The sequence below is a fragment of the Gluconobacter roseus NBRC 3990 genome (assembly GCF_006538885.1).
Classification (GTDB): Bacteria; Pseudomonadota; Alphaproteobacteria; order Acetobacterales; family Acetobacteraceae; genus Gluconobacter; species Gluconobacter roseus.
In genome coordinates this window covers 706,424-718,268 of the sequence record NZ_BJLY01000002.1, presented here as the reverse complement: position 1 = coordinate 718,268, position 11,845 = coordinate 706,424, and the positions used below count along the sequence as shown (strand labels likewise).

Below are 11,845 nucleotides of genomic sequence, written 5' to 3'. Positions count from 1 at the left end.
TCAGTTTGCCTTGAACCAGGGAATGTAGCCCAGATCGCCGCCATCGTTTTTCACCGCTAGGCAGCCAGTGGATCCGCTGATATTGCCGCACTTCGAAACATCCGAAATAAACGGGTTATTGAACTGGATGCTGTTCGCATTGAAGTAGAGCGTTCCCGTTCCGTTGGCCACGATGGTGTTGTCGGCGTTCGTCGCGGTCGGGGAGAACCAGGCGTTCCCCTGCGTATCTTGCCAGATCGTCACCGGATTGGACTGGCCGGCTGCCAGCATATTGATCTGGGCGGACCCCACGCTGTCATGAACATAGAACGAGCTTCCAGCATTGAAAACATTCGTTCCCGCACCGGCGCCGTTCGGTTGCAGGTTTAATGCCCCGTCTGTGCCTTGGTAGATCGCACTCGCGACATTGGCAGAAGTTGATTTCAGATTGATCGTCGGCAGGGCCGCACCACCAATCGTTAGGGTTCCGCTGAAGTTCGGATTGGGCGCGAAATACAGGTTAGGCCACAACCCGAGAACATCTCCAGTTGCGGGACTTCCGAACGTTCCGGCGCTTGTCGTCAGTGGCGCTGTGAACGAACAGCTCGTTACCGTGTACCCGTCCCTGGAGCAGGTGAACGCGTTGGTGTTGATCGTGTTGGCGTCATTGACCGCGTTTAGCTGGAGCGTGCCGAGATAGTTGATGAACTGCCACCGCGCCGTGTCGTTCGATGTGCTCGTATCCTGCAACTGGAATGATGGGTTCGTTCCAGTGATCGCAGGATTGACGAAACCCATACCAACAGCAGAGCCACCATTGATCGTGGGCGTCGTCAGCGTGCCGTTCGTTGCGTCCGCCTTCGTCTGCATGGCAGCATTGAGACCGGTTGGGCCGGCAAGCGTTACACGCGGGTTCATGGTTGGGACAGACTGAGCGCAGGCAAGGGCGGGGATGCAGAGCCCCGCGAGAATAGCAAGGCTTTTCATAGTTTCTGGATCTCCAGTCCGGGCCAGTAGAACGGATTGTTAATGGGGGTGAGGATCGCGGGCATGCCAAGCGTTGGGATCTGGACATTCGCGCTGCGGATCGTCGCCAGAGCGCCGCGCGCCATGGTCGCTACTGTCGCAGAGGCTTCCTGCCCATAGGAAGGTGCCATGCGTGCGGCTAGTATCCACATGATCGCGTCCCAGTACTCGGGCGGCAGGTTGATGGCGTCCATTGCCTTGAGCGTCGTCGGAAGGCACTCGGCGACGATGATATGCAATTCCCAGACCTGCGCGGGCGGGATCGGCCATGGCCGGAGTTCACCGGCAGGGAAAGCGGGATTGTAAAAGAAGCAGTTCGGCCACATCTTGAGGCCCTTCAAACCTAGCGAGGCATAATCCTCGTATGAGGGAATTGCCATCAGTGGGTAATCGACGGGATTACCGGTTGAGAGGCCATCGCTGCTTGTATCAAAATCGGAGCTGTTAAAATCGACGCCCGAGAAGTCGCCATCATGCGAAGGCTGCGCGCCTGTTAGGAGACGGGCATAGGCCGATAGGACCTGGGCGGGTCGCACCGGCATGTCGAAGTCTCCACCGGGGCCGACAGCATAGACGGATGCGCCAGTGGAGAGGCAGAATTTGTCAACGAGATTGGGAACAAGCCAGCGTTTGCGCTGCCACTGAGCCAGCATCATGTTCAGGTGCATGACCCCGGATGCCAGGCCTTGCGGATCTGTATTCTGACCGCCAACACCAACACCAAGCTGCTCAAGCGCCAGGCCAACAAGGTCGGAGACGAGATAACCGGACGTTGCGTTCGGAGTGCCGCCGTTACTGGTTTCGGACATTTGGGGTGCGCCCCTTGCGCCTCATGACAGGCTTGGGCGGCGCGTCCCGGCTCGAGGGCTCAGGACGGCCAGACATACGGGCTCTCACCCGCTCTTCTTCTGCCTCGTCCCGAACGGTCACGGTCTCGTAGCCGTTCGGGTGGTACAGGCATCGCGGATACCGTTTCGCCTGCATCAGCCGGCGTCGATGATATCCGGCACGATGCACATCCACTCGGGGCGCAGCACACCGATGCCGAACAGCACGTCAAGGCGGGTGCCAAGCGTGTCATCCGTGCCGTTGTAGTAGGTCAGGGTACGCATGGAGATGCCGTCGAGGTTTGCCATGCCGCAATCCACGACGCCCTTGTTGACCTCCATCAGATCGACGGTGACGAGCGTCATGGCCTTCTTGTTGAACAGAAGGTTGCGGCGGATCGTCTCGCCCTGCTTGCCGACAAGGCTGATCTTGGCGTCAGCGGCGGGCATGGCATCCACGGTCTGATACTGGTTCTGCGTACCGTCAGCAGCAGGGCCGACGACGGCAGGAGAGACCACGATGGACGTGGCACCGGAGGCAACCGGCTGGGTGACCACGAACTGCATCGGCGTGCCGTAGGACTGCTTGGTCACGCGGTTGACCTGATTGACGCCTGCAATGGTTATGACGTCACCGACATTGAGGGTGCCATTCAGGGCAGAGGTCGCGATGACAGAGTTCTGCGGATATGCCGTGGAACTGATCTGGCCCGGGATTGCATTGCCCGCATTGTTGATCGTCGTGACCGTGCCAGCCGCTGTTGCAGCACCGTCATAGGAGCCGGTCGTGGTGACAAGGCAGGTCTGGTCGTTGATCCATTCGCGGACACCAAGAAGCGGAGCTTCCATCGCGCCCGTCTTGGTCTGCTGACCAATCTGCGCGGACGGATTGAACAGGCCCATCAGGCCAGAAACGGTGTTGGCATCCGTATCCGGGTCGAGCACGGCAAAACGGTCAGTCGTCGGAGCATGCTGCTTCGTCAGCTTGGCCTTGGCACGCAGCCAAGTTGCGGAATCCGGCGCGATCGTATTGCCGTTCGCATCGGTGTTGCGAACCATGTTCGCGGCGCCCAGAGCCAGCGTCATGGCGATATTGGCGACAGAGCCGGTCAGGTTGTTGACAGACGGTTCGATGTAGCGGCCGCTGAAGTCGTCCACATTCAGGGTGCGTTCCTGCGTATCGAAGCCCAGAGAGACGTGCTTGCGATAAGCGATGGTCAGAGGAACCGAACGCTCTGCAATGGACTGCGGGCTGACGACAGGGCCGTCACCGACAACCGGGTCGTTGGGCAGGCGCACGTTGACGGAAGCGCCGATCTTCGCACCGGACTTGCCGAAGTAGCTGTCATAGGAACGGTCCACGTTCCGGATGAAGCCGTTGGAATCACGAAACAGCGGCAGCGCGCGCTTCGTAATGATCATGTCGTTAATCAGTTGGTTGGCCACGGGTTCGGCTCACAATACACGGCGCTACTGCGCCCATCGTGCCGCTCTCGCCAAAGGCAGAACGTGTGCCGGTTAGAGAACCGGAAACAGCCGGGTTAGAGCCCCCGTGGCTTTTGCGGAGAGACTGCTCCGCGACAGGTCAGGACCGAACGCCAGCCTTCCAGAGGCGGTCAAATTCGGCGGGGGAGACGTTCGGATCGTAGATCGACTTCTTCCCCGTTGCAGCCGCACCGGACGGAGCCGAGACAGGAGGAGGGGCCTTTGAAACTGCCGGGGCTGCTGGCGTTTGTGCCTGCGCTGCCGGGGCTGGCTTGCCTACCTTCGCCGCGAACTGTGTCAGCAGGGCATACTGCCGACGCGGTGAAGCGTCGAGAATGGTCCCTGCCGTATCCGGGTCGTGAGCGAGAGCATAATACACGTCGCCGCTATTCGGCAACTCCGATATGTCGGCAATGAGTTCACGGTGAGACTTGTTACCGAAATCGAGACCAGCACGTTCGGACAGGAGCTGCGTGGCCTGACCAACCGCGTCCTCGCCATGCGCGCCCGCGAGAGACTTGGCAATCACCTCTGTCTGCGACGCAAACTTCTGGACCGACTGCTGTTCGGCCTGCTGCTGCTCGAAACGCTGGCGCTCCTCCTGCCGGATCTGGTCAGGCGTGAGTTGCGGTTCTTCCTGCTGTTCACCACGAGCGGCAGCCAGGGCGCGGCGCAGGTTTTCCATTTCCTCTCGCGCCGTCTGGGCCTGCCGCTCGGACTCGCGGCGCTCGAACGTCATCTTGTCGATCTTGCGCTGAAGCCAGGCCGGTGTCTTCTCGGGTTGCGCGGCCGGGGGCTGCTCCTGCTCACCGGCGGGCGATTCATTATTCGGCGTCTCGATGGCGCCAGCGTTAGCGCCGACCTCGACCTGGGCTTCGCTCGGGAGGCCGGCAGGGGCTTCGATGGTTTCGCTCATGCCTCAACGGCTCCTGTCACTGGATTGGCAGCATGGATCTCGCCGCCCGGGGGATTGGAAGAAGGAAGGCGCGGGAGCGGGCCGGGAGGGCCGTCCTGCACAGGCGCTGGCGTTGGCGCGGGCTGTCCGCCCTGCATCGCCTCGGTCACCAGCTGATGGACCAGCACGCGCAACGCATCCGGATCGGTTGAGCCAATGGCTGCCATGCGGTCCGTTTCGGCCTTGTACTGGTTCGTATCAGCGGCCATTGCGTCTTTGACGACGGTGTGCTGCTGCTCTGCTGACTTGTCCTTGAGCTGCTGCGTGAGCTGACCGATCTGGGCCTGAAGCTGCTGGATGGTCTGCTGCGCCTGTCCAAGGCGTGGATCGTCGGATGCGGGTTTGAGCCGGTCAGCGATCTCGTCGGCAAGCGGGAAGTCCGCGCTCTGGAACACAAGGTCGCCAATCTGCCCCATGAGAGCCGGAGCGGCCTGAATGACTTGCGTCAGCGCGTTGAACGCATCTTGACGGCGAGTGGCGAAAGCGGGCCCAACATCCGCCTCCACGTCATAGCGGCCAATGGTCGGGTTGATCGCAAGGATCGCCCCCTCAATCTGGCGCTGCTTTTCAAGCGGCATTCCCTGAGGCGTCGCCTGTTCCTGCCCGTCCGGACCAGGCGGCAAGGCGACCTGGGCGGATGTCTGCATGCCCGGATCAACGATCACGCCCGTCTGTGATCCATCCATACCAAGGGACTGGACGGCGCGTTGTGTGTCATACACACGCGGGATTGCATCGATCAGGAGGCGACCGAGATACCGGAGCGCCATGCCCTGATTGTCGGTGTAGTGATAGTTGGCCGTGTCGGACTGGCGCTGGCGCTGCTGGATCGCAACGCCGGACTTCTCGTTGCCGGGAGCGCCCATCTCGGCCTGATACTGGCCGGTGACCATCTGCATCCACTGATCTGCGGATTGCATACCCTGCAGATGACCGGTTGAGCCGGACGGGGGCTCGATGCGCGTTGGAACCGGGATCGGCTGTCCAGTCTCATGGTCCACGGCATTGTACGGCAGCACGGCGGCATTGCTCGTATTGGCCTGCGACCACTCGTTCGTGTAGCCCTCGATGGCCTCAGCGGCGGCAAGCCAAGGTGCTTTCGTCTGGAGCGCAACACTCTCGACATAGGCGCTGGCCGTGTAATTGAACATGCGCTGCGGATCGATCAGGGCGCGGACGAGGCCTGCATAATCGGCGTCATTTCCGTCCGTCGCCCGGGTCTCGATACCGACCACTGGGATCAGGGGAATGAGCGAAAACACCGTCTCGCCCTGAGCCACCACGGAATTACCCGCGATGACATATTTGTCCACCATGTGGGACGTAACGGGGCGGGAAGGGGCCTTGTTCTCGCGGCACACAGCGACAAGCGCCTCAGGCATTGCAGACTGGCGCATCATGCCGCCCGGGAAGTTCAGTTCCGGCATCGGCGGCACTGACCAGAGCGTGTCTTTCTTTTCGCTGCGGCGATAATACGTCGCCACACGAACCGTGTTGTCGCTCACCCAGTCACTGTCTGATTGCAGGCCAGAGAGCGGATCGCGGGCCACGTCCTCATGACCGGGATAGAGCTTGTCGAACTCGCCCCGGTCCATTTCCTCCACGATCATCGCCCAGTTCTGATCCGAATGATCGGGCTCGCGGGCAGACGGATCGAAATAGACGGATAGGCCATTGGGAACGGACTTGATGAAGAAGTCCTGATCGAATGTGTCCACGCCCGGAACGTAATCCGTCACGACGTGGAACCAGCCCAGACCGGCGCGAACCTGTCCCTGAATGGCGCAGGCATAGGCGTTCTGCTGCGCGTTCGACTGATACTCGATATGGCGGATGATGCCTTCGATCGCATCAGCTGCTTCAGCCATCGCGCCAAAGCCGGTCGCGTTGACCTTCACGCCCATTTGCGACTGCCGCGCCTCGTTCTCCACCTGGAAGACGTGCTGCGCGGTTTTGTTGATCGTCAGGCAGGGACGGGGAGAGCCGCCAAACGTCCCTGTGCGGGCCTGATAGACCGCATCGTCCCACTGAGCATGATTGTACGCATCAGCGTGAAAAAACCGCAGATCATCGCGCGCCCGACCGCGCCACTGGCTCGTATGACCAGACGCTTCTTCGTAGCGTTTCTGAACCTCGGAAATGATATCGGCTGTTTCGGAAACGCTCTCGCTCATGAGGTATCTAAATACCACACAGGGTTCCGTCAGTACAAGCGGAATTGAAAGGCGTGTCCGATTACATTCCCATCCATCCAGAGGGTGAACCTGTTAGTGAGACGCGCGGACGCTTTGCTGCTTTTGGCTTGTCGTCTTCACGATCCCGCAGCCCGACTGCCAGATACCGGAAAGCATCGGCATAGTCCGAGGCCCAGTCATGCAGCGGCTTGTCCCGAAAGACCTTGTTCGTATCGTCCCATGACTTGCGGTACTGCTCGAGCGCATCAATCCCGCGCTGGCAGGTCTTCCGATCGATCCGGCAGCGGGGCAGGAGGTTACGAACCGCGCTGATCCCGTCATCTACCGGCGTGCGTGGCAAGACCCGGATCGGGTTCATGCCAAGTGAGCGCATGGTGTCGATCCGGCGCTGGCCTGTGCCCAACTCGCCATTGTTCGCATCATGGGGGACGATGTGCTGGCGATATGTGTACGGACGCTTGCCCAGCTCGCGCACATACCAATCGATGCCCTGGCCAGAACCGGCAATGCAATCGATCACGCGTACGTCTGGCCCGATCTGCTGAGCGCACCAAATGACCGTACTGTCGCCGATACCCAGATCCCAGGCTGTGATGACGGGCAGGGAGGGATTGTACGGCACGTCGCCAATCCGCCCTTCCTCGTCCAGCTTCTTCATGATCTTGCCGTAGTAGCTGCCCTGAATGGCCGCATCGAAGGAACAGTCATATTCCTGCTCGTACTTCGCGCCGCCGTCGTCCTCGCCATACTGTGCCACAAGCTGCCTCTTTTCTGCTGCCAACTGCTCAGAGGTGAAGCGGCCCGTCTTCTCAACGCTCGAGACCTCGCAGAACCAGCCCGGTTCGTCGCGCATGGCATCGAAGAACGTCTTGGCATGGTTCCGGCCACGCGGCGTGGTAATGAACATTGCCCATCCGCCATTCTCCAGCAGGATCGGGGAGAGGAACGCCCATGCTGACGGGTTCGCCAACGCCCATTCTGAAAAGACCACACCGATCGGCGTCGAGCCCACAAGGCTGTTGAAGTTGTCCGATCCTACCACCTGCCATGTTGAGCCGTTGATGAACCGAATGAACATCTCATGGTCTTTGGTCGTGGCCCGGATCTCTTCCGGGAAGGCCTCATCGATGCGTCGGCGTCCGGTGTGCGGGTTTACCGCGTCCCAGATGGCCTTACGCGCCTGACTGGCCTCGGGGAGCATGTGCCAGTAGTTACCGACCTTCTTCATGGCGCTGATGGCGGCCCAGTTCAGGGCGACGTCATCTTTCCCCCACCTCCGGTGCGCAACCTCGTAAGCACGTTTGCCGCCCGATCGCAGATATTTCCAGAGCGCCCGCTGATATTTGCGCGGCTTCCACCCGTAAGCGGGAAGGTCGACATCAATCATCCAGATCGTCGCGGATGTTTACCACGATCTGCTTCTGCTCATTGTCGCGTTCGTACAGGCCGAGGTGCTTGCAAAGCTTCTCGAGGGCAGCGTTCTTGTCCCAGAGCTTCAGCTTCGTGACGGTGTATCGCTCGCCATCTTCGCCCGGTTCTTTGCGCTGATCGACCTCAATGGAAGCAACAGCAGCCGTTAGATCATCGCTCCATTCACTTGGAGGTAACAGAGAGCCACCCAGAGAAAATGCCCCGCGAATGTCACTCAAGCCAAGCCGGGCGATTTCCTGAATGACGCGATCTTGCGTGATCTGGGTGCGTGCTGAACGTGCCTGCTGGGCTTCCGACAAGGCTTGTTGAATGTCAGGTTTTGACAACTGCTCGGAAGCCTGCTGGCGGGCAGTTTTCTCGCTATAGCCTGCGCGGATAGCGGCCTGTGTTGCGTTGAGGTCAACGAGATATTCCTCAACAAAGCGAGCCTGCTTGGCATTCAGTTTTCCCATAGTTCCATGATAGTCGAACTATGCCATTCGGTACAGGAAATTGTCCGCGAAAAATGCAGTAGATTATATTTCTGCATGCTATGAATGCGGGCATGAAAAGCAAATCTTGGAACGCAGAGATTGACCGGTTTCTTAAGTGCTCCGAAATCCAACTTACAAAGAAAGTTTTTGCATTTTTAGGGATCGTAATCAGCGCATTTTCTTGGATAGTCTATGCAAGCAACCCATCAGTTTCCATTGACGACATTGGCTTAAACCAAGCAGGGTCATATGGTCTTCCGATAAAATTGAAGAATAAAAACCTAATCTTCCCTGTTATTATCAAAAAAGGGAGATGCTTCATAAATTTTGCAGTAGTTGGCTTCCCGGATTTTGGCGGGGATATAGGCGATGTTGCGCATAATATTGAGAAGGAGGGAAATATTGGGTCGGGATACATTCCTGCCTCTGATGACAGAAACTTTTCATGCTCGGCGCTTACCTATCGCATAGAGCCAGCCGTCTTGAAGATGACCGTCACGATTAAATATCGATATGCTTATCTGCCATTTTTGGGCGGCAAGGTTGTGGAAGCCTTCAACTGGGAAAACGGCCGATTTTACAGCGGCGAAGATCTCTGATCTTGCAGCCCCACCGAACAGCTCTCAAACCACCTTTAAGCACCCACCTATGGCGTGTCGTCCTTCTTCCGTCGGCACGCCTCAGAGCAATACCGGACCTGATCCCAGTCTTTCGCCCACTTCTTGCGCCAGGTGAACGGCCGGTTGCAGACGGGGCAGACCTTCGAGGGAAGGTCCTGCTTAGCGGGCTTGGGGGCGATCTTTCCTTTCCCTCGGGCCACGCTCAGAACTCCATTGGCTGGCGCTCAACCCATTTCCAAGTTCAACTTATCGAAGCAGTGAGGCAAGACCATCAATCTTGTCAGCCAGTGCCGCGACCATATGTTTGATCTCATCCGGCACGTCTGACTTGTCGGTCGCGATGTTCAGGCGTTCTGCATCACTTTGCAGTTCTGACGCCAATTCTTGGATTTCCGAACCAACACCATCTTCATCATTGGCTTCGTCGTATCGCATGATGCGCTCTCCTTTGTATGAGGGGAGAGTGAAGACTTGAGAAGGAGATGTCTAGCACTTCCGCAACCGCCACACTTCAGCCCAAGGGTTCAGGAACCAGGGGAGGGTCATGAACTCACGACCACACATGCAGCAGAAGCCGCTGCGACTGCGGCATTGCTTGCGGCTATGGCAGCGTCACTCGCAGCCTGAGAGGCCATAGATGCTGCAACCATTACCTCTTTTCGGTTGCGACACTGATTGCAATCACACGGCGCATATTTCCCGAGGCCAATTGCTTTCGCCGCACCATCAACGGCTCTCCTAAACAATCCCATCCCCCTCACTCCCCACTCAACCCGAGATCGCCCTCGGTGTTTATTGTTCCACAATTATCGAACAAAGACGCAGAGCTATCGCCATCGCCTCCAGACGTTTCCACCCCATCGTGTATCGTCTGACATTCCACACCGTACTCAGCAGCCAACGGTAACACCTCTCCGCGCATGTCTGCGAGCAAGGCGCGACCGTGAGTGCCGATATCGCATCCATGGCGGGCCTGAGTGGCTGCACATGCCGCTGCCCAGTTCCGGGGCTTGGCCAGTCCCGCCGCGTGTTCGCCGATGCAGTCGGGCCAGGTGTTGGATTGGTCGGTCATGGGTTCATCCCTTCGCCTGTGGCAGCTTTCAGTTCGCGGATCACGGCATCGGCCAGGGCACCGGCGCGAGCCAGTTCCGAAGCATCGGGCCGCTTGCGTTCCGGCTCACTCGGCTTTTCCGCCATGGCGAGGATCTCTCGTAGGCCTGTAACCTCGGACCGGATCTGCTCGGCATAGGGCCGAAGATGCGCGTACAGTTCGCCCGGTGCCGGCCAGCGAGAACCGACGGGGTAATCGTTGCGGTCAGGCTGGCGTGTCCATGCAATCCGGGTTTCCGGCGTCCAGGCGCCGTCCGGGATGTCCGAGCAAACCTCAGCGAAGACCGCGCAGATTTCGCCGGATGGGATCGGGGCGTTCGACACCAGTGTTGCGAGTTTGGCCAGCCAGGTCTTGATCCCCTCGAACGGTGGCGGGTTCGCGGCGGCTTCGGCCATGGCGAGCTGGAGACGGACTGCGCTGATGCGGTCGGGTGTCAGGTCGGAGCGCCAGAGATACCCCTCGCGCTTCGCCGCGATCAGTGCCCTGAGATCACCGCTTGCCGGGGCGTAGGCCGCTGCCTTGGCGAGGGCCCCACGGTGGATTTTTGCGACTTCTGCCATGGTCAGTACCCCTCCAGCATCACGCCGGATTTCCATGCTTCCGCATTGTCGGCCCGTTGCTGCGCCTTGCTCGGGATGGGTGGTGGTCGCATCCCGTCCTCACGCCGAACCCAGTTCCGCCACGTCGCGTCCCAGTCAGCCTTGCAGCCCTTGGCGCCCGGCACGCCGAGCCAGTAGTCGCGGAAGACCTCGGCCGTCCGGACCGGATCGACCTGGTTGACCTCGGCGAACTGGACCTGCTCGGGGGTCGGCTGCCAGTCGGCAGGGAGGCGGCAGGCCCGTTTCGGCTTTTCCGATTTCGGCTTGGGCGCGCTCTCACACTCTGAGCGAAGCGAAGAGTGTTCTGAACGTAGTGAAGAAGGTGATGGTGATGGTGATGGTGACGCGGACGCGCGTAGGGCATGCGTTATGCATCCGCTTTGCTCGTCCACATCGGTATGCTTTGCAGATGCACTTGCATCCGTTTTGCATGTTTTTTGCTCGGTTGTTTTGTTCCATCTTGCTTGAGCGGCGGCGGCTCGCTTTGCTTTCAGACCAGATGCATTTGCACGCTCTTCATCGGCACGTTTTTGATGCAAAAGGCCATCATCCCCCAAGGTGAAATAGCGCTTGAGAATAGGCCAGATGCTCTTGTCCCATGTCTTGCGATCGGCGCGCACAATGGCAGAAAGCTCATCCGCATTGTCGGGCAGGGGACCCTGCCGCCAATACTCCATCATGAGCAGAAAATATGCGCCATGCTGGACGGTCGAGAGCCGCATCGTATCGGCCAGATAATCACCGATATAGATGGGCATCCACACGTCCGATTTTGAACGTCTGGCGCTCATGCCATCACCTCCCCGCGCAACGAAATGCCCTCACGGGACAGGAAGCTGATCACGTCATCCAGGGACCGGCAGACGGCCACAGAAGCGCCCGAGACCTTGAGGCGCTTGTGCAGCGCCCGCTGTTCCTTTGAGACGGTGCCCGTAGGCGTCTTGATCTCGACGTAGAGCGTGCGGCCAGCGTGCGTGAACTGCATGTCCGGGACGCCAGCGATGCAGCCACGCGCTTTGCGTCGTGCGCCTTCACGCTGTCCGTTGCGTCGGTTCTCGTTGCTCCAGGCCACCACATCGTCAGGGAGCAGGATCTGCAAGGCGCGCCAGATGTGGGTATGGAGCCGGTCTTCTTCATGAGACAT

Annotated in this window: 13 protein-coding genes; 1 reads left to right on the top strand and 12 read right to left on the bottom strand. The window is 59.3% G+C overall.

Features of this window, described 5'->3' with window-relative positions; all coding sequences use genetic code 11:
• The 7 genes from GRO01_RS07395 to GRO01_RS07365 all read right to left on the bottom strand — a co-directional run bounded on the left by GRO01_RS07395 (nt 1) and on the right by GRO01_RS07365 (nt 8,350).
• On the bottom strand, nt 1–966 hold the full coding sequence (locus GRO01_RS07395) for a hypothetical protein (RefSeq protein ID WP_062509911.1): 966 nt from the start codon (nt 964–966) through the stop codon (nt 1–3).
• Entirely contained in the window at nt 963–1,814 is an 852-nt protein-coding gene (locus GRO01_RS07390) for a hypothetical protein (RefSeq protein WP_062509913.1), read from the bottom strand. The genes GRO01_RS07395 and GRO01_RS07390 overlap by 4 nt, the downstream gene beginning before the upstream one ends.
• A gap of 174 nt (nt 1,815–1,988) precedes the next feature.
• Nucleotides 1,989–3,254: a P22 phage major capsid protein family protein gene (locus GRO01_RS07385; RefSeq protein ID WP_062509915.1), complete on the bottom strand. Its 1,266-nt coding sequence runs from the start codon at nt 3,252–3,254 to the stop codon at nt 1,989–1,991.
• Nucleotides 3,255–3,417: 163 nt separating this feature from the next.
• Nucleotides 3,418–4,233 carry a hypothetical protein gene (locus tag GRO01_RS07380; RefSeq protein WP_062509917.1) on the bottom strand — a complete coding sequence of 272 codons (816 nt, stop codon included), beginning with the start codon at nt 4,231–4,233 and terminating at the stop codon, nt 3,418–3,420.
• A complete protein-coding gene (locus tag GRO01_RS07375; RefSeq protein WP_062509918.1) occupies nt 4,230–6,446 on the bottom strand; it encodes a portal protein in 2,217 nt (738 codons plus the stop codon). The genes GRO01_RS07380 and GRO01_RS07375 overlap by 4 nt, the downstream gene beginning before the upstream one ends.
• Nucleotides 6,447–6,507: 61 nt before the next feature.
• The gene (locus tag GRO01_RS07370; protein ID WP_062509919.1) at nt 6,508–7,854 is read right to left on the bottom strand and encodes a terminase large subunit domain-containing protein; all 1,347 of its coding nucleotides are present in this window, start codon (nt 7,852–7,854) and stop codon (nt 6,508–6,510) included.
• Nucleotides 7,847–8,350 carry a terminase small subunit gene (locus GRO01_RS07365; RefSeq protein WP_062509921.1) on the bottom strand — a complete coding sequence of 168 codons (504 nt, stop codon included), beginning with the start codon at nt 8,348–8,350 and terminating at the stop codon, nt 7,847–7,849. The genes GRO01_RS07370 and GRO01_RS07365 overlap by 8 nt, the downstream gene beginning before the upstream one ends.
• A 92-nt stretch (nt 8,351–8,442) precedes the next feature.
• Here GRO01_RS07365 and GRO01_RS07360 point away from each other — a divergent pair, with 92 nt between their 5' ends.
• Entirely contained in the window at nt 8,443–8,970 is a 528-nt protein-coding gene (locus GRO01_RS07360; RefSeq protein ID WP_141306903.1) for a hypothetical protein, read from the top strand.
• A 47-nt stretch (nt 8,971–9,017) separates the two neighbouring features.
• On the opposite strand, the gene GRO01_RS07355 is transcribed toward GRO01_RS07360, so the two are convergent.
• The 5 genes from GRO01_RS07355 to GRO01_RS07335 form a co-directional block, all read right to left on the bottom strand.
• Complete coding sequence (locus tag GRO01_RS07355; RefSeq protein ID WP_306414170.1) at nt 9,018–9,191, bottom strand: DUF2256 domain-containing protein; 174 nt, start codon at nt 9,189–9,191, stop codon at nt 9,018–9,020.
• Nucleotides 9,192–9,237: 46 nt separating this feature from the next.
• Nucleotides 9,238–9,426, bottom strand: a complete 189-nt coding sequence (locus GRO01_RS07350) for a hypothetical protein (RefSeq protein WP_062509925.1) — start codon at nt 9,424–9,426, stop codon at nt 9,238–9,240.
• 633 nt (nt 9,427–10,059) lie between these two features.
• Nucleotides 10,060–10,662 carry a hypothetical protein gene (locus tag GRO01_RS07345; RefSeq protein ID WP_062509929.1) on the bottom strand — a complete coding sequence of 201 codons (603 nt, stop codon included), beginning with the start codon at nt 10,660–10,662 and terminating at the stop codon, nt 10,060–10,062.
• A gap of 2 nt (nt 10,663–10,664) precedes the next feature.
• Nucleotides 10,665–11,492, bottom strand: a complete 828-nt coding sequence (locus tag GRO01_RS07340) for a YdaU family protein (RefSeq protein ID WP_083541383.1) — start codon at nt 11,490–11,492, stop codon at nt 10,665–10,667.
• Entirely contained in the window at nt 11,489–11,845 is a 357-nt protein-coding gene (locus tag GRO01_RS07335) for a VRR-NUC domain-containing protein (protein WP_062509933.1), read from the bottom strand. Before GRO01_RS07335 ends, GRO01_RS07340 begins: the two co-directional genes overlap by 4 nt.